This window comes from Collimonas arenae (assembly GCF_000786695.1).
GTDB classification, from domain to species: Bacteria; Pseudomonadota; Gammaproteobacteria; order Burkholderiales; family Burkholderiaceae_D; genus Collimonas; species Collimonas arenae_A.
This window is the reverse complement of sequence record NZ_CP009962.1, coordinates 941,092-957,410: the sequence shown is the minus strand read 5'-3', so window position 1 is coordinate 957,410 and position 16,319 is coordinate 941,092. Positions and strand designations below refer to the sequence as shown.

The following is a 16,319-nucleotide window of genomic DNA, read 5'->3' as shown; positions in this document are numbered from 1 at the left end:
GCCGGATTTTAATTGGCAGCCATTTTTTCCCGAAAAAAAACCAGCCCGAAGGCTGGTTTTTTTATTTTGCCTGCGACGCTTATACCACTGCGCCATCAGCCTCATCCTTTTCCTTGATCGGTTTGATCATGTCTTCACGCTTGACGCCCAGCCACATTGCTACGGCTGCGGCGACGAACACCGATGAATAGATACCGAACAAGATACCGATGGTCAGCGCCAGTGCAAAATAATGCAGCGCCGGACCGCCGAACACGAACATCGACAGCACCATGATTTCAGTGCTGCCGTGAGTGATGATGGTGCGTGAAATGGTGCTCGTGATCGCATGGTTCATGACATCGGCCACGGCCAGCTTGCCGAAGCGGCGATCGCGGAATGTTTCGCGGACGCGGTCAAACACCACCACCGATTCATTCACAGAGTAGCCCAGAACCGCCAGGATCGCCGCCAACACGGTCAGCGAGAATTCCCACTGGAAGAAGGCAAAGAAACCGAGGATGATCACCACGTCATGCAAGTTGGCGATAATCGCCGCCACCGCATATTTCCATTCGAAGCGGATCGCCAGGTAGATCATGATGCCGATCACCACGAACAGCAACGCCATCAAACCGTCATGCGCCAGCTCGTCGCCCACCTGCGGGCCGACAAACTCGGTGCGTTTCAGAGCGACATCGGGATCCTGTTTTTGCAACGCAGCCAGCACCGTAGCGCTTTGTGTATTGGCGTTCTCACCCTTTTTCGCTGGCAGGCGAATCATGACATCTTGCGCCGTGCCGAAATTGGTCACCTGGTTGTCGGCATAACCAATACCTTCAACCGTCTTGCGGATGCTGTCGATATCCGCCGGTTTGGTATACGCGACTTCGATTACCGTACCGCCGGTAAACTCGATCGACAGATGCAAGCCTTTCGAGAACAGGAAGAATACGGCCAATACAAACGTCAGCGCCGAAATTGCATTGAAAATCAATGCATGGCGCATGAACGGAATATCTTTTTTGATACGGAAAAGTTCCATCACATTCCTTTTGGTTCACACCACTGGTTCTTGCCTGTGTGGCCGCGCATCCTCTGATGCCGGTGCGGCCACAACGTTATTTGAGTATTTCAATGAGGCTCCAAAACCGTAGCGAGCGGTCCAAGGTCTGGTTGAGAAGCGCAGCTGTACGGAAGTACAGTGAGCATCGCAAACCGAATATTGGGCCGCGCAGTAGGTTTTGGATATCCCCTTAAGCGGTCGGCTTCCAGATCTGTCCTATCGACAAGCTGGTCAGTTTCTTCTTGCGGCCGTACCACAGATTGGCGAAACCGCGCGAGACGAACACCGCTGAGAAAATCGAAGTCAGGATACCCAGGCAATGCACCACCGCGAAGCCGCGAATCGCGCCGGAACCGAAAATCAGCAATGCCAAGCCGGCAATCAGCGTCGTCACGTTGGAGTCCAGGATCGTCGCCCAGGCGCGGTCGAAACCAATTGAGATAGCTGCTTGCGGCGAATTACCGTTACGCAGTTCTTCGCGGATACGCTCATTCACCAACACGTTGGCGTCGATTGCAATACCGAGCGTCAGCGCAATCGCGGCGATACCCGGCAAGGTCAAGGTCGCCTGCAAGGTCGACAGCACAGCGATCAGCAACAACAAGTTGACCGACAAGGCCAGCACGCTGAACAAGCCGAACAGCATGTAATAGATGATCATGAAGGTAGCGATCACGGCGAAACCGTACATCGTCGAATCAAAGCCCTTCTGGATATTCTCGGCGCCAAGTTGCGGGCCGATGGTGCGTTCTTCGATGATGGTCATCGGCGCCGCCAGCGAACCGGCGCGCAACAGCAACGCCAGGTCGGCTGCAGCTTCCGGTGAGCCCATGCCAGTGATCTGGAAGCGCGAACCGAGTTCGCTCTGGATCGTCGCAACAGTCAAGACTTCGCCTTTGCCTTTTTCAAACAGCACGATCGCCATTGCCTTGCCGACCTTGCCGCGGGTAGCGTCGCGCATCTTGCGGCCGCCATCGCCGTTAAGGTCGAGGCTGACTGCAGGCTGCTGGTTCTGGTCAAAGCTGACAGCGGCGCTGGAAATATAGTCGCCGGTCAGTACCGGTTCCTTGTACAGCACCACTGGCGCGCTCTTGCCTACCTTGAACAGTTCGGAACCAAACGGAATGGCGGCAGTGGCTTCAGTGCCTCGCGTAACGGTTTCGTCCACCATTCGCACTTCCAGCGTCGCAGTACGGCCAATGATGTCCTTGGCGCGCGACACATCTTGCACGCCTGGCATCTGGATCACGATACGATCAGCGCCCTGGCGCTGGATGATCGGCTCGTTGACGCCCAGTTCATTGACCCGTTTCGACAGAGTCGTGATATTTTGCGTGACGCCGTTATCGACAATCTGTTTGAGCGCTTCCGGCTTCAGCGAAGCAACCAGCATCGGATCGCTGCCTGCAACCGCCGGCGCCGCCTGGATCAGCATTTCCGACAGCTGTGGTGCAAGAATATCGCGCGCCTTGTTCAGGGTATCCTGGTCGCGGAAACTGATTTCGATCGTATCGCCATTACGGTTGATGCCGCTGTAGCGGATATCCTTGTCGCGCAACTCGCTGCGGGCGCTGGCTTGCAATCCTTGCAAACGCTTGTTAATGACCGCCTTGGTGTCGACTTGCATCAGGAAATGCACGCCGCCGCGCAAATCCAGGCCCAGATACATCGGCAGCGCATGGATGCTTTGTAGCCAGTGCGGCGTATTCGGCACCAGATTAAAGGCGATCACATAAGTCGGATCGGTTGGATCGGTGTTCAGGCTTTGTTCAAGCAGGGTCTTGGCCTTGAACTGCGTGTCGGTATCGTGAAAACGGGCGCGTACAGTACCTTGCGCGCCTGCGGTTTCATAGGAGACACCGTCGGTCTGCAAATTGCCTTGCTGCAGAATTTGCGTCACCCGGTCAGCCAGTGAACTGTCGATCTTCAAGGTTGCTTTGCCACTGCTCACCTGTACCGCAGGGGTATTACCGAAAAAGTTCGGTATGGTGTACAGCACGCCGAACAACAGCGCGATGACGATCAGAATATATTTCCAGAGAGGATAGCGATTCATAGTGATTCTGCGTTCTGTGTGAGTCTCAGAGGGAGTCTCTTGCTTGCATTGTTGATGCAGCCTATGCCCTGAGCGCGATGTCTTGTGGCATTGCGCCGCCAGGCTCTTTTTTATTCCCGGCCCTACATTTGAATAGAGCACCCGAAGCGGATGCTCTCACTCCATCAGTCGGGCGGTAATTACAGCGCCGTCTTGATTGTGCCTTTTGGCAACAATGTGGTGACCGAGCCCTTTTGCACCACGACTTCAGTACCGCTGGCGATCTCCAGGGTGATGTAGCCATCGGCAACCTTGGTGATCTTGCCCAGCATGCCGCCGGCTGTCACGACTTCGTCGCCCTTGCCGAGCGCATCCATCATGGCTTTCTGTTCTTTCTGACGCTTCATTTGCGGGCGGATCATCAAGAAGTACAGCACCACGAACATCAGGATGATCGGCAAAAAGCTGGTCAGGTTGCTACTCAAGCCCAGCGGGCCGGTGGCAGCAGTAGCCGCAGGTGCAGTTTGCGCGTAGGCGCTAGAAATAATTGACACGAGTTGCTCCAGGTAATAGTTTGAAAATAGCCCAGCATTCTAGCATTGGGTAACGGCATACAACCGTCCAGCCATCCCCTGCCGCTATTTATTGCCGGGAAAATCAGCCCGAGCCGTCTTCGCTACGGTGAACTTCGACTGCCTGGGCCAATAGAAATAGATCGTTATAGCTGAAAATAGTTGCAAAATACATACGTCAGTGCAAGAAAAATCCTATACTCCACGCGCCCGGTCCAGATGGAACTGGGTCACGAACACGCTGAATTGCCCGACATCCAGCGCAGCCCGGATATTTTTCATCAGATCAAGGTAGTAATACAGATTGTGGATCGTATTCAGCCGCGCGCCAAGGATTTCGCCGGTACGATGCAAATGATGCAAGTAAGCGCGCGAGAAATTACGGCAAGCATAGCAGCTGCAAGTCTCGTCCAATGGCTTTTCGTCATCCTTGTAGCGGGCATTCTTGATCTTGAGGTCGCCAAAACGGGTGAACAGCCAGCCATTGCGGGCATTACGGGTCGGCATCACGCAATCGAACATGTCGACGCCGTTTTCGACGCCCGCTACCAGGTCTTCCGGCGTGCCCACGCCCATCAGGTAGTGCGGCTTGTCGGCCGGCAAGCGTGGGCCGATATGCTCCAGCACGCGCATCATTTCCTCTTTCGGTTCGCCCACCGATAAACCGCCGATGGCGATGCCATGGAAACCGACGTCTTGCAACCCGGCCAGCGACTCGTCGCGCAGATTTTCAAACATGCCGCCCTGGACGATGCCGAACAGCGCATTCGGATTTTCCAGCTGGTCGAATTCGTTCTTGGAGCGCTTGGCCCAACGCAGCGACATGCGCATCGATTGCGCCGCTTCTTCGCTGGTGGCCGCACGGCCGTCGATTTCATACGGCGTGCATTCGTCGAACTGCATCACGATATCGGAATTCAGCGATTTCTGAATCTGCATCGATACTTCGGGCGAGAGGAACAATTTGTCGCCGTTGATCGGCGAGGAGAACTTGACGCCCTCTTCCGTAATCTTGCGCATCGCACCCAGGGAAAACACCTGGAAACCACCGGAATCGGTGAGGATCGGCTTGTCCCAGCCCATGAACTTGTGCAGGCCGCTGAACTTGTCGATGATGTCCGTGCCGGGCCGCAGCCATAAATGGAAAGTATTGCCAAGAATGATCTGCGCCTCGATCTCGACCAGCTCCAGCGGCGACATTGCCTTGACCGAACCGTAGGTGCCGACTGGCATGAAAATTGGCGTCTCAACAGTGCCGTGGTTAAGTTTCAGACGGCCGCGGCGGGCTTTGCCTTCGGTTTTTATCAGGGTGAATTCAAGCATGGATAAAGTCTTTGGTAATCAAACGTTGTAAGTAAGCAGCATCGCATCGCCGTAGCTGAAGAAACGATAGCGTTGCACGATGGCATGGGCGTAAGCGGCGCGTATGCGGTCATAGCCGGCAAAAGCCGAGACCAGCATCAGCAAGGTCGATTTCGGCAAATGAAAATTCGTGATCAATCGATCAACAGTCTTGAATACATAGCCAGGCGTGATAAACAAGGTGGTATCGGCGCTACCGGCCTGCAAAGCGCCGGATTGCGAGGCCGATTCCAGCGCCCGCAAGCTGGTGGTGCCGACAGCCACCACTTTGCCTCCAGCCGCCTTGGTGGCGCGTACGGCATCCACAGTAGCCTCGGTAATGGTGTACCACTCGCTATGCATCTTATGCTCCGCCAGATTCTCGCTACGCACTGGCTGGAATGTACCCGCGCCTACGTGGAGCGTGACATAGCCGAAGCTGACGCCTTTTTGGCTCAGCTGCTCAAGCAGAACCTGGTCAAAATGCAAACCCGCGGTTGGCGCGGCCACCGCGCCTGCATGCTTGGCGTAGACAGTTTGATAACGAGTCTCGTCAAATGCATCTGCGTCATGCTCGATGTATGGCGGCAACGGCAAGCGGCCATGGGCATCGATCAGATCGAAGACATCGGCGGGAAACACCAGCGTATAAAACTCGCCGACGCGCTCTCCCACCACCACGTCAAACACCTCCGCCAGACGGATCCTGGTGCCAGCGGGCGGCGATTTCGAGGCACGCACCTGCGCGTGCACGGTGCGATTATCCACTACCCGCTCAACCAGTACCTCGACCTTGCCGCCGGTTTCCTTGACGCCAAAGAAGCGCGCCTTGAGCACGCGGGTATCGTTAAACACCAGCAGATCGCCGGCGTTCAACTGCGCGACAATGTCGGTAAATTGACGATCTATTAACTGTTCGCCATCCAGATGTAGCAGGCGCGATGCGCTGCGCTCTGACAAGGGCGTTTGCGCAATCAATTCTGGCGGCAGGTCGAAATCGTAATCGGAAAGAGAATGCATGTTCGGATAAATAATGAAAAATAACGCTCGGGTTGCCATTACAGCTATAGGCTTTACAATGGCAAACGCTGAAATCCGTACCAGACAGGGATACAGCGAATTATCGAGCAAACCCGCTATTTTACGCCCTGCCGCCACTAACAGCTCTATATGCCTGCTCCAAAGCGAAAACCTGCCACCAAAGCCGCTCCCGTCCCAGCCGCGAACACCCGCGCCAGCAAGCTGGAGAAACTCGGATTGCGTACCGACATGGACCTGGTTTTGCACCTGCCGATGCGCTATGAGGACGAAACCGCGATCGTTACGATCCGGCAAGCCGGCATGATGGGCACTAGCGTAGCGCAAGTCGAAGGGGTCGTCAGCGCCTGCGAGATCCAGTACCGGCCGCGGCGCCAGCTGATTGTGACCATTGTCGACGATACCGGCCAATTGGTGATGCGCTTCCTGAATTTCTACGGCAGCCAGACCAAGCAACTGGCGGTCGGCACCCGGGTCCGCGCGCGCGGCGAAATCCGCCACGGCTTTTTTGGCGCCGAGGTGGTGCATCCGAATTACAAAATCGTATTGGAAGGCGCGCCTCTCCCCGATGTCCTGACGCCGGTATATCCTGCCGGCGAAGGCTTATCTCAGATCTTCCTGCGCAAGGCGATTGCCGACGCCATGACACGGGTCGAATGGCGTGACACCTTGTCGCCGGCGCAACTGGCGGAACAGCAGCTCAGCAGCTTTGAAGATGCGGTGCGGCTACTGCATAACCCGCCGCCAGAGGTCGACGAATATGCGCTGGAAGACCGCTCCCATCCAGCCTGGGTGCGCATGAAATTCGACGAATTGCTGGCCCAGCAATTGTCCTTGAAACGAGCCCAGGTTGCGCGCCGCAACAAGAACGCCCGAGCACTGCCGCTGGCGGGGGAATTGTCAGCGGCCTTTCTTAAAGCCTTGCCGTTCACGTTGACCAAAGCACAACAGAGGGTGGTTGCCGAAATCAGCGCAGACCTGCGCGCCTCGTTCCCGATGCAGCGCCTGCTACAAGGCGATGTCGGCAGCGGCAAGACCGTGGTCGCGGCGCTGGCGGCGGCCCAGGCCATCGACAGCGGCTTTCAGGCAGTGCTGATGGCGCCCACAGAAATCCTGGCGGATCAACATTTCCGCAAGATTGCTGCCTGGATGGAGCCGCTCGGCGTGAAGGTTGCCTGGCTCACCGGTAGCCTGAAAAAGAAAGAAAAACTGGCAGCCCAGGCGATGATCGAATCTGGCGAAGCGCAACTGGTGATCGGCACCCACGCCTTGATACAGGACAGCGTACAGTTCGCCAGGCTGGGACTGGTGATCGTCGATGAACAGCACCGCTTCGGCGTCGGCCAGCGCTTGGCGCTGCGAAACAAGACCACATCCGAGAATGGCGGTGGCAATCCGGCGCATGACGATGAAAAAGCCGCCGCAGTCGTACCGCACCAGCTGATGATGAGCGCCACGCCGATCCCGCGCACACTGGCGATGACCTATTACGCTGACCTGGAAATCTCGGTGATCGATGAGCTGCCGCCAGGCCGCACGCCGATTGTCACGCGTGCCGTGGACCAGATGCGGCGCGATGAGGTGATCGCGCGGGTCCATGCCGCTGTGCAGGATGGCCGCCAGGCATACTGGGTCTGCCCGCTAATTGAAGAATCGGAAGCCCTGCAACTGCAAACCGCGACCGATACCTACGCCATGCTGGCTGAAGCGCTGCCAGATCTGAAGGTCGGACTGGTCCACGGCCGCCTCAAACAGGCCGAGAAGCAGGAAGTAATGGACGCCTTCAGCGCCGGCGTTTGCCATGTGCTGGTGGCCACCACGGTAATTGAGGTCGGGGTCGACGTTCCCAACGCCTCACTGATGGTGATCGAACACGCCGAACGTTTCGGTCTGTCGCAATTGCACCAGCTGCGTGGACGGGTTGGACGCGGTTCGGCAGCCAGCGTATGCTTGTTGTTATACCAAAGCCCGCTCGGCCACATCGCCAAGCAGCGCCTGTTGACCATGCGCGAAACCACGGACGGCTTTGAAATCGCCCGCCGTGACCTGGAAATCCGCGGCCCCGGCGAGTTCCTTGGTGCGCGACAATCGGGCCAGGCCATGTTGCGCTTCGCCGACCTGATGACAGACCAGTGGCTGGTCGACCGCGCACGCGACCTGGCGCAAGCGCTATTGCAAGACCCGACGCCGGCCAACAACGCCACCGTTAGCGCCCATCTCGCGCGCTGGCTGGGCATGCGTGAAGATTTTCTGAAGGTTTGACCAGATGTTTTGAACAGTATCGACAGGGAGAGATGCCGTGCACGCAAAAACGGCACTAAAACACGGAGATACATCCTCCATTAAAAAATATGCGAAGATAACAACATGACTCTGACCGAACTCAAATATATCGTCGCGGTAGCGCGCGTAAAGCACTTTGGCCATGCCGCGGAAGCATGCTTCGTGGCGCAGCCGACACTCTCCGTGGCGATCAAGAAGCTGGAAGATGAACTGGGCGTCGTCATCTTCGAACGCGGAGGCACCGAAATTTCGGTGACGCCACTCGGTGGCCAGATCGTGGCGCAGGCGGAACGGGTGCTGGAGCAAACCGCCACCATCCGCGAAATCGCCAATCAGAACAAGGATCCGCTGGCCGGGCCGCTACGCCTCGGCATCATCTACACCGTCGGCCCTTACCTGCTGCCGCCACTAGTGAAAACCATGATCGAGCAAGTGCCGCAAATGCCGCTGGTGCTGCAAGAGAATTTTACGGTGCGCCTGCTGGAATTGCTTCGCCAGGGCGAACTCGATGCCGCCATCATCGCCCTGCCGTTCCCGGAACACGGCTTGATGGTGCAACCGCTGTATGACGAACCGTTCGTGGTGGCGTTGCCCAAGCACCATGCATGGGCCGACCGTGCCAGCATCAGCGCCCAGGACTTGAAGTCAGAAACCATGCTCTTGCTCGGCAACGGCCATTGTTTCCGCGATCAGGTGCTGGAAGTCTGCCCGGAAATGTCGCGCTTCTCGACCGCCGGCGATGGCATCGCCCGCACCTTTGAAGGTTCGTCGCTGGAGACCATCCGCCACATGGTAGCGTCCGGCATCGGCATCACCGTACTGCCGCAAGCGTCTGTACCTGATCTGGAAGCCAAGGACGGCATGTTGCGTTACGTGCCGTTTACCGCGCCAGGCCCGTCGCGCCGCGTGGTGATCGTCTGGCGCAAAAGCTTTACCCGTCACGCCGCTATCGAGGCGGTACAAAAGGCTGTGCTTGCCTGCGGCCTGAAGGGCGTGACCTTGCTGCATGACGCAGTAGCGGTCGAAGGCTGAGCTTAAAGCTGGCGACGCAACTGTAGCGCCAGCCGGCTTTTCACGGCCCCCTCCGAGACCTTTACAGGTCTCTTTTTTTGATCACATACATTGCAATGAATCGCCTCAAACTCTATTTCCAACTGGTCCGCTTGAATAAACCCATCGGCATCCTGTTGCTGCTGTGGCCAACCTTGGCTGCTCTGTGGCTGGCGTCCGGCGGCAAACCGGCCTGGACGCTAGTCGTTATTTTCTGCCTCGGCACGGTGCTGATGCGTTCGGCCGGCTGCGCCATCAACGATTTCGCCGACCGCGATTTCGATAAACATGTCAAACGCACCGCCGAACGGCCGCTCACCAGCGGCAAGATTGCAAGCTGGGAAGCCGTGATGGTGGCGGTTGTGCTGACCTTGCTGTCGCTGCTGCTGATCCTGCCACTGAACACGCTGACCAAGGAACTGTCTGTGATTGCCGTCATCGTCGCCGGCAGCTATCCCTACTTCAAACGCTTCTTCGCGATACCCCAAGCCTATCTCGGCATCGCCTTCGGCTTCGGCATTCCCATGGGTTTTGCGGCGATACAGGGGACCGTGCCTGTAGCCGCCTGGCTGCTACTGGTTGCCAACATCTTCTGGGCAGTCGCCTACGATACCGAATACGCCATGGTCGACCGCGACGATGACCTGCTCATCGGCATCAAGACCTCGGCGATTACCTTCGGCCGCTATGATGTGCTGGCGATCATGCTTTGTTATGCAGCCAGTTTAGGTTTAATATTTGCCGTAGGCTGGCAGTTCGGCCTGCGCGGCTGGTTTATTGCCGGCATGCTGCTCGCCGTCGGCTGCGCGATATACCACTACCAACTGATCCGCAACCGCGATCGCGTCGCCTGCTTTGCCGCTTTTCGCCACAATAACTGGCTGGGCGCTGCGGTATTTGGCGGCATTGCGCTGGATTACGCTTTCCGTTAAAAACCACGCTGCGATTTTTTAGCGCGACCTTTCGTGATATATTAGTCAACACATTTGAGCAACATCTTTCCCTGCAATCCACATTGAAGAGGCAAACATGGCTACTACCGACAACGTAAAAGAGATGCGCGACAATCTGGCTGGCGAACTCAAATCGGTCATCAAAGATGCGGAAAACCTGCTCGACGAGACCCATGACCACGCTGAAACAAAATACAACCAGGCGCGCACTAAATTGAAAGCGGCGCTGGAAACCGCCAAATCGGAATTGCCGAAAGCGACTAAAAAAGCCGTGGCCAAGACCAAGCACGCCGCGCATGTGACCGACGAATACGTTGGTGAAAATCCATGGAAAGCTGTCAGCGTGGCAGCCGCCATCGGCTTGCTGGCAGGCCTGGCGATTGGCCGCAGCAAATAACACCAACCAGAATTCCACCGCAATAAAAAACAGCGGTAGCCGCCATGCGACTACCGCTGTTTTTTTTCAACTTCGACGTTGACGGCAACGCAAGCTTAGTGGGCTGTTACCGTAAAATTGGGAGTGAAGGACGCGCAGACGATGTGCAGAGCAAGCGGATGGCCGCCCCGGGCACAGCGCAGCGATAGCTGGCTATCGCGAGCATTTGCAACGCCGCCATATGCATCGCCTGCGTGGCAGGCTCTCTCGATTTTACGGTAACAGCCCGCTAATCCCGTCCGAACTCGTCGCCCAATTCCTGCCCGCGCACTGCCGCCGCCTTGATGGCATCGACGATGGACTGTTTGACGCCTGCATTCTCCATGCTGGTCAATGCCGCATAGGTTGTACCGCCTTTCGACGTCACGCGTTCACGCAACAAGGAAACCGGCTCGTCCGATTGCGCCGCCAGTTGCGCGGCGCCGACGAAAGTCGCCTTGGCCAGTTCGATCCCCTGTTCCGCTGTCAGCCCCAGCTCCTGTGCCGCCTGCTGCATCGCTTCGATGAAATAAAACACATAGGCCGGACCGCTGCCTGAGACCGCTGTCACCGCATCGATCTTCGCTTCGTCATCCAGCCACACCGTGCTGCCCACGGCCCGCATGATCAGGTCGGCGGTTGCGCGCTGTTCTGCCGACACCCCGGCGCCGGCGACCATGCCTGTGATGCCCTTGCCGATCAATGCCGGTGTATTCGGCATGCAACGCACGATGACGTCGTGTCCGCCCAGCCAGCGCGACATATCGGCAGCGCGGATGCCGGCGGCGATCGACATCACTAGTTGGTCTTTCAGATACGGCCGCAGTTGACCGATGACGCCTTTCATTTGCTGCGGTTTGACCGCCAGTACGATGACGTCGCTGACGCTGACCATGGCATCGATCTCGCTCGCAGGCGTCACCCCAAAGCGCTGCGCTAGGTTCTGCAAGGCTTCCAGGTTCAGATCGATGACATGGATATTGCCGCCGTCGGTGACTTTTCCAGCCAGGCCGCCGATGAGCGCAGCCGCCATATTGCCGCCGCCGATGAAGCTGATGTTCAATTGTTTTTTCATGATTGTCTATTCTGCTCACGTTGTCCGAAAATTGCACTGCCGACGCGCACGATGGTGGCGCCCTCTTCAATCGCCACGGCCATGTCGGCCGACATGCCCATCGATAGCGTATCCAGTTGTGCGGCATGCGCCGGCAGCGCGGCTTGCAATTGCAGCAGCAGCTCCCTGGTCTGGCGGAATGCCGTATGTTGCTTCTGCTGATCTTGTGTCGGCTCGGGAATCGCCATCAGGCCGCGCAACCTAAGTCGCGGCAACTCGATAACGGCGCGCGCGACATCCAGCACTTCGGCAGGCGCCATGCCGCTCTTGCTGGCCTCGCCGCTGATATTGACTTGCAGGCAGATGTTCAGCGGCGGAATGTGCGGCGGCCGCTGTTCGGATAGACGCTGGGCGATTTTTTCACGCTCTACCGTATGCACCCAGGCAAAATGTTCGGCGATCGGTCGCGTCTTGTTACTTTGAATCGGGCCGATAAAATGCCATTCAAGCAAGATCTCCGCCGCCGGAGCGGTCGTCGCATGCGCCGCTCGCAAGGCAAGGTCAACCGCAGTCATTTTGGCGACGGCTTCCTGCAGATAATTTTCGCCAAAAGCGCGCTGGCCGGCAGCGATCGCCTCCAGCACCATGTCGGCGCCAAAGGTCTTGGATACGGCCAGCAACGCAACACTGTCAGGCTGGCGCGACACCGCAGCGGCAGCGGCCTGAATACTCGTATGCACGGCTTGCAACTTCTGGGACATTAAGGACATAATCGGAGACTTTGGAAATTGCCGCTAGGAACTACTAAGTTGTATCATCAAACGCTTATCGCCAAACGCCTCTGCCGGGCCTGTTTGGCAATTTCGGGATTTTGCCGCTGGCCAGATCGTGAAGAAAGCGCTACAACTAAGCTGCAACTCAGTTACGACCTTAACCAGCGCTTCCAAAGATGCCTTTCAACAAACAAAATTCAGCACAGGGATTATAAATGGACATTTCCGAACTTCTGGCTTTTTCGGTAAAGAATAAGGCATCCGATTTGCATTTATCCGCAGGCTTGCCGCCGATGATCCGGGTTCATGGAGATGTGCGTCGCATCAACCTGCCGCCGCTCGAGCACAAAGACGTGCACTCGATGATCTATGACATCATGAACGATGGCCAGCGCAAAGCCTACGAAGAACACCTGGAATGCGATTTTTCGTTCGAGATTCCCGGCCTGGCGCGCTTCCGCGTCAACGCCTTCAACCAGGATCGCGGCGCCGCCGCCGTGTTGCGGACCATTCCATCCACCGTGCTGACCCTGGAGCAACTCAACACGCCGCGCATTTTTGCCGAGCTGTCGCTCAAGCCGCGCGGCCTGGTGCTGGTCACCGGCCCTACCGGCTCGGGTAAATCGACCACGCTGGCGGCGATGGTGAATCATGTCAATGAAAACGAATACGCACACATCCTGACCATTGAAGACCCGATCGAATTTGTCCATCAATCCAACAAATGCCTGATCAACCAGCGTGAAGTCGGCCCGCATACCCATTCGTTCAACAATGCGCTGCGTTCGGCCTTGCGTGAAGACCCGGACGTGATCCTGGTCGGCGAATTGCGTGACCTGGAAACCATCCGCCTCGCGCTCACAGCAGCCGAAACCGGCCATCTGGTATTCGGTACCTTGCACACATCCTCCGCAGCAAAAACCATCGACCGTATCGTCGACGTTTTCCCGGCGGAAGAAAAAGAAATGGTGCGCGCCATGTTGTCGGAATCGCTGCAGGCTGTGATCTCGCAAACCCTGTTGAAAACCAAGGATGGTTCGGGCCGCGTCGCCGCCCATGAAATCATGCTGGGTACGCCGGCGATCCGCAACCTGATCCGCGAAAGCAAGATCGCCCAGATGTATTCGGCGATCCAGACCGGCAGCAACATGGGCATGCAAACCCTGGACAGCAATCTGACCGAACTGGTCAAGCGCAACGTCATTTCACTGGCTGCTGCGCGCGCTGCGGCCAAGACGCCGGATAACTTCCCAGGCTAAGCCGCAAACAAGCTAAAAATATAAGCACAGACAATTTAGGATAGAAATATATGGAACGCGATCAAGCCACCAAATTCATGCACGACCTGCTGCGCCTGATGGTCAGCAAACGCGGTTCCGACCTGTTCATTACCGCAGACTTCCCGCCGGCATTCAAGATCGACGGCAAGATCACGCCGGTCTCGAATCAGGCCCTGACCGCGATGCATACGCTGGAACTGGCGCGCGCAATCATGAGCGACAAACAGGCTGCCGATTTTGAAGAAACCAAGGAATGCAATTTCGCCATCAGCCCAGGCGGGCTGGGACGCTTCCGCGCTTCGGCATTTATCCAGCAGGGCCGGGTCGGCATGGTATTGCGTACGATTACCACCGATATTCCGAAATTCGAAGATCTAGGCCTGCCGGCGACGCTCAAGGACGTGGCGATGACCAAGCGCGGCCTGGTCATCATGGTCGGCGCGACCGGTTCCGGAAAATCGACCACCCTGGCGGCGATGATCGGCTACCGCAATGAGAACAGCTACGGCCATATCATCACGATTGAAGATCCGGTGGAATATATCCATCCGCACAAGAACTGCATCGTGACCCAGCGCGAAGTCGGCGTCGATACCGAAAACTGGGGCGTGGCCCTGAAGAACACCTTGCGCCAGGCGCCGGACGTGATCCTGATCGGCGAAATCCGCGACCGCGAAACCATGGACTACGCCATTGCCTTCGCCGAAACCGGCCACTTGTGCCTGGCTACCCTGCATGCCAACAGCTCCAACCAGGCGCTCGACCGCATCATCAACTTCTTCCCAGAAGAACGCCGGCCGCAGTTGCTGATGGATTTGTCGCTTAACCTGAAAGGCATTGTCTCGCAACGGCTGGTGCCGCTGAAAACGGTCAAGGGCCGTGCGGTAGCGGTTGAAATCCTGCTCAATTCGCCATTGATTTCCGACCTGATTTTCAAGGGCGACGTCCATGAAATCAAGGAAATCATGAAGAAGTCGCGCGAGCTCGGCATGCAGACTTTCGACCAGGCCCTGTTTGATTTGTACGAAGACGATAAAATCAGCTACGAAGACGCTTTGCGCAACGCCGATTCGGTCAATGACCTGCGGCTTTCCATCAAACTGCGCGGCAAGGATGCAAAAGACCGCGACCTCTCTGCCGGCACTGAACATCTGGGGATTGTATGAGCAACGACACTGGCAGCAAACAAATTTACGACTTTACGGTCAATCAGCTGGATGGCAAACCGAGCTCGCTGGACGCCTACCGCGGCAAGGTATTGCTGATCGTGAATACCGCGAGCAATTGCGGCTTCACGCCGCAGTACAAAGGCCTGGAAGAGATTTACCAGAAATATCATGCACAAGGCTTTGAAGTCCTCGGCTTTCCGTGCAACCAGTTCGGCGCGCAGGAACCGGGCACCGCCGACGAAATCGGCGCCTTTTGCGAGAAAAACTATGGCGTCACGTTTCCCTTGTTCGAGAAGATCGACGTCAACGGCGACCATGCAGCACCTCTCTACCAGTATCTGAAAAGCGCTGCACCGGGCTTGCTCGGCAGCGAAGGTATCAAGTGGAATTTCACCAAGTTCCTGGTGAACAAGGACGGCGCGATTGTCGACCGCTTTGCGCCGCAAACCAAGCCGGAATCACTGGCTGCGGATATAGAAAAACTGCTGGCGAAATAATTATAAAGACCCGCACAGCGCAACGTCGTCCGACATTACGCTGTGCGGGCCTTTGCGTTCTTAGTGCGCCAACTGCAGGCCGTACACCAGCGCTGCCAACACACCGCCGCAAATCGAACCGACAACCGGCACCAGGGCATAGCCCCAGTCGCTGTCGCGCTTGCCTGGAATAGGCAGCAATGCATGCATCAGACGTGGTCCCAAATCCCGTGCAGGATTGATCGCGTAACCTGTCGTACCGCCCAACGAAACGCCGATACTCATCACCAGCAGCGCCACCGGCAACGCATCCAGCGCACCCAGGCCCATCTTCGGCGATGCAATATTCAATACGCAATACACCAGCACAAAGGTGCCGACCACTTCCGACACGACGTTGCCGAAGGTGTTGCGGATTGCAGGCGCGGTACAAAAAGCTGCCAGCTTGAGATTGCCGTCTGTGGTTTCGGCGAAGTGATTGCGGTACACCAGCCATACCAGGAATGCGCCCATCATCCCGCCCAGCATTTGCGACAGGATGTAGCCAGGCACGCTACCCCAGGCGAACTTGCCGGCAACTGCCAGCGCCAAAGTCACTGCCGGGTTCAAGTGCGCGCCGCTTGAGGACGCTGCAACGAAAACACCGACAAACACCGCCATCGCCCAACCGACGGTGATTACAATCAGGCCGCTGCCGTGGCCATGGGTTTTACTCAACAAGACGTTGGCAACCACACCGTTGCCAAGCAAGACAATCAGGGCGGTGCCCACGAATTCAGCTAAAAAGGGAGTCATGACAAACTCTTTCGGAAATAGGAGGGGGAGGAACAGAGCA

General features: G+C 57.0%; 15 protein-coding genes. 7 read left to right on the top strand and 8 right to left on the bottom strand.

The genetic code is table 11. From position 1 onward, the window contains the following. Positions 1 to 79 precede the first annotated feature (79 nt). The 5 genes from secF to queA all read right to left on the bottom strand — a co-directional run bounded on the left by secF (position 80) and on the right by queA (position 6,013). Positions 80 to 1,024 carry a protein translocase subunit SecF gene (secF, locus tag LT85_RS04280; protein ID WP_038485702.1) on the bottom strand — a complete coding sequence of 315 codons (945 nt, stop codon included), beginning with the start codon at positions 1,022 to 1,024 and terminating at the stop codon, positions 80 to 82. Between the two features lie 211 nt (positions 1,025 to 1,235). Beyond that, on the bottom strand, positions 1,236 to 3,101 hold the full coding sequence (gene secD, locus LT85_RS04275) for a protein translocase subunit SecD (RefSeq protein ID WP_038485699.1): 1,866 nt from the start codon (positions 3,099 to 3,101) through the stop codon (positions 1,236 to 1,238). A gap of 179 nt (positions 3,102 to 3,280) precedes the next feature. Continuing rightward, the gene (yajC, locus tag LT85_RS04270; RefSeq protein WP_038485696.1) at positions 3,281 to 3,634 is read right to left on the bottom strand and encodes a preprotein translocase subunit YajC; all 354 of its coding nucleotides are present in this window, start codon (positions 3,632 to 3,634) and stop codon (positions 3,281 to 3,283) included. Positions 3,635 to 3,847: 213 nt separating this feature from the next. After that, positions 3,848 to 4,975 carry a tRNA guanosine(34) transglycosylase Tgt gene (gene tgt / locus LT85_RS04265; protein WP_038485693.1) on the bottom strand — a complete coding sequence of 376 codons (1,128 nt, stop codon included), beginning with the start codon at positions 4,973 to 4,975 and terminating at the stop codon, positions 3,848 to 3,850. A gap of 18 nt (positions 4,976 to 4,993) precedes the next feature. Further along, positions 4,994 to 6,013, bottom strand: a complete 1,020-nt coding sequence (queA, locus tag LT85_RS04260) for a tRNA preQ1(34) S-adenosylmethionine ribosyltransferase-isomerase QueA (RefSeq protein ID WP_038485690.1) — start codon at positions 6,011 to 6,013, stop codon at positions 4,994 to 4,996. Between the two features lie 150 nt (positions 6,014 to 6,163). Between queA and recG the strand changes: the two genes are divergently transcribed. The 4 genes from recG (at position 6,164) to LT85_RS04240 (ending at position 10,714) form a co-directional block, all read left to right on the top strand. Continuing rightward, on the top strand, positions 6,164 to 8,293 hold the full coding sequence (recG, locus tag LT85_RS04255) for an ATP-dependent DNA helicase RecG (protein ID WP_038485687.1): 2,130 nt from the start codon (positions 6,164 to 6,166) through the stop codon (positions 8,291 to 8,293). Positions 8,294 to 8,398: 105 nt separating this feature from the next. Continuing rightward, positions 8,399 to 9,346, top strand: coding sequence for a hydrogen peroxide-inducible genes activator (locus tag LT85_RS04250; protein ID WP_038485684.1), 948 nt, complete (start codon positions 8,399 to 8,401; stop codon positions 9,344 to 9,346). 95 nt (positions 9,347 to 9,441) lie between these two features. Continuing rightward, positions 9,442 to 10,296 (top strand): 4-hydroxybenzoate octaprenyltransferase, encoded by an 855-nt coding sequence (gene ubiA / locus LT85_RS04245; RefSeq protein ID WP_038485681.1) that lies wholly within the window; start codon positions 9,442 to 9,444, stop codon positions 10,294 to 10,296. Positions 10,297 to 10,393: 97 nt separating this feature from the next. Continuing rightward, the gene (locus LT85_RS04240) at positions 10,394 to 10,714 is read left to right on the top strand and encodes a DUF883 family protein (protein WP_038485678.1); all 321 of its coding nucleotides are present in this window, start codon (positions 10,394 to 10,396) and stop codon (positions 10,712 to 10,714) included. 268 nt (positions 10,715 to 10,982) lie between these two features. On the opposite strand, the gene proC is transcribed toward LT85_RS04240, so the two are convergent. Continuing rightward, on the bottom strand, positions 10,983 to 11,807 hold the full coding sequence (gene proC, locus LT85_RS04235) for a pyrroline-5-carboxylate reductase (RefSeq protein ID WP_038485675.1): 825 nt from the start codon (positions 11,805 to 11,807) through the stop codon (positions 10,983 to 10,985). Then, on the bottom strand, positions 11,804 to 12,556 hold the full coding sequence (locus LT85_RS04230) for a YggS family pyridoxal phosphate-dependent enzyme (RefSeq protein ID WP_038485672.1): 753 nt from the start codon (positions 12,554 to 12,556) through the stop codon (positions 11,804 to 11,806). The genes proC and LT85_RS04230 overlap by 4 nt, the downstream gene beginning before the upstream one ends. A gap of 218 nt (positions 12,557 to 12,774) precedes the next feature. Between LT85_RS04230 and LT85_RS04225 the strand changes: the two genes are divergently transcribed. Genes LT85_RS04225 through LT85_RS04215 form a run of 3 tightly spaced genes read left to right on the top strand, consistent with a single transcriptional unit; the run spans position 12,775 to position 15,505 of the window. Then, on the top strand, positions 12,775 to 13,818 hold the full coding sequence (locus LT85_RS04225; protein WP_038485669.1) for a type IV pilus twitching motility protein PilT: 1,044 nt from the start codon (positions 12,775 to 12,777) through the stop codon (positions 13,816 to 13,818). A gap of 50 nt (positions 13,819 to 13,868) precedes the next feature. After that, positions 13,869 to 15,005: a PilT/PilU family type 4a pilus ATPase gene (locus tag LT85_RS04220; protein ID WP_038485666.1), complete on the top strand. Its 1,137-nt coding sequence runs from the start codon at positions 13,869 to 13,871 to the stop codon at positions 15,003 to 15,005. Continuing rightward, positions 15,002 to 15,505, top strand: a complete 504-nt coding sequence (locus LT85_RS04215) for a glutathione peroxidase (RefSeq protein ID WP_038485663.1) — start codon at positions 15,002 to 15,004, stop codon at positions 15,503 to 15,505. The genes LT85_RS04220 and LT85_RS04215 overlap by 4 nt, the downstream gene beginning before the upstream one ends. A 60-nt stretch (positions 15,506 to 15,565) precedes the next feature. On the opposite strand, the gene LT85_RS04210 is transcribed toward LT85_RS04215, so the two are convergent. Beyond that, a complete protein-coding gene (locus LT85_RS04210) occupies positions 15,566 to 16,279 on the bottom strand; it encodes an MIP/aquaporin family protein (protein WP_038485660.1) in 714 nt (237 codons plus the stop codon). Between the last annotated feature and the right edge of the window lie 40 nt (positions 16,280 to 16,319).

Excerpts from the sequence above, each read along its gene's own strand:
- LT85_RS04250 (WP_038485684.1), top strand. The coding sequence starts at position 8,399 with ATGACTCTGACCGAACTCAAATATATCGTCGCGGTAGCGCGCGTAAAG.
- LT85_RS04215 (WP_038485663.1), top strand. The coding sequence starts at position 15,002 with ATGAGCAACGACACTGGCAGCAAACAAATTTACGACTTTACGGTCAAT.
- LT85_RS04240 (WP_038485678.1), top strand. The coding sequence starts at position 10,394 with ATGGCTACTACCGACAACGTAAAAGAGATGCGCGACAATCTGGCTGGC.
- LT85_RS04225 (WP_038485669.1), top strand. The coding sequence starts at position 12,775 with ATGGACATTTCCGAACTTCTGGCTTTTTCGGTAAAGAATAAGGCATCC.
- recG (WP_038485687.1), top strand. The coding sequence starts at position 6,164 with ATGCCTGCTCCAAAGCGAAAACCTGCCACCAAAGCCGCTCCCGTCCCA.
- secD (WP_038485699.1), bottom strand. The coding sequence starts at position 3,101 with ATGAATCGCTATCCTCTCTGGAAATATATTCTGATCGTCATCGCGCTG.
- LT85_RS04210 (WP_038485660.1), bottom strand. The coding sequence starts at position 16,279 with ATGACTCCCTTTTTAGCTGAATTCGTGGGCACCGCCCTGATTGTCTTG.
- ubiA (WP_038485681.1), top strand. The coding sequence starts at position 9,442 with ATGAATCGCCTCAAACTCTATTTCCAACTGGTCCGCTTGAATAAACCC.
- tgt (WP_038485693.1), bottom strand. The coding sequence starts at position 4,975 with ATGCTTGAATTCACCCTGATAAAAACCGAAGGCAAAGCCCGCCGCGGC.
- LT85_RS04220 (WP_038485666.1), top strand. The coding sequence starts at position 13,869 with ATGGAACGCGATCAAGCCACCAAATTCATGCACGACCTGCTGCGCCTG.
- proC (WP_038485675.1), bottom strand. The coding sequence starts at position 11,807 with ATGAAAAAACAATTGAACATCAGCTTCATCGGCGGCGGCAATATGGCG.
- secF (WP_038485702.1), bottom strand. The coding sequence starts at position 1,024 with ATGGAACTTTTCCGTATCAAAAAAGATATTCCGTTCATGCGCCATGCA.
- LT85_RS04230 (WP_038485672.1), bottom strand. The coding sequence starts at position 12,556 with ATGTCCTTAATGTCCCAGAAGTTGCAAGCCGTGCATACGAGTATTCAG.
- queA (WP_038485690.1), bottom strand. The coding sequence starts at position 6,013 with ATGCATTCTCTTTCCGATTACGATTTCGACCTGCCGCCAGAATTGATT.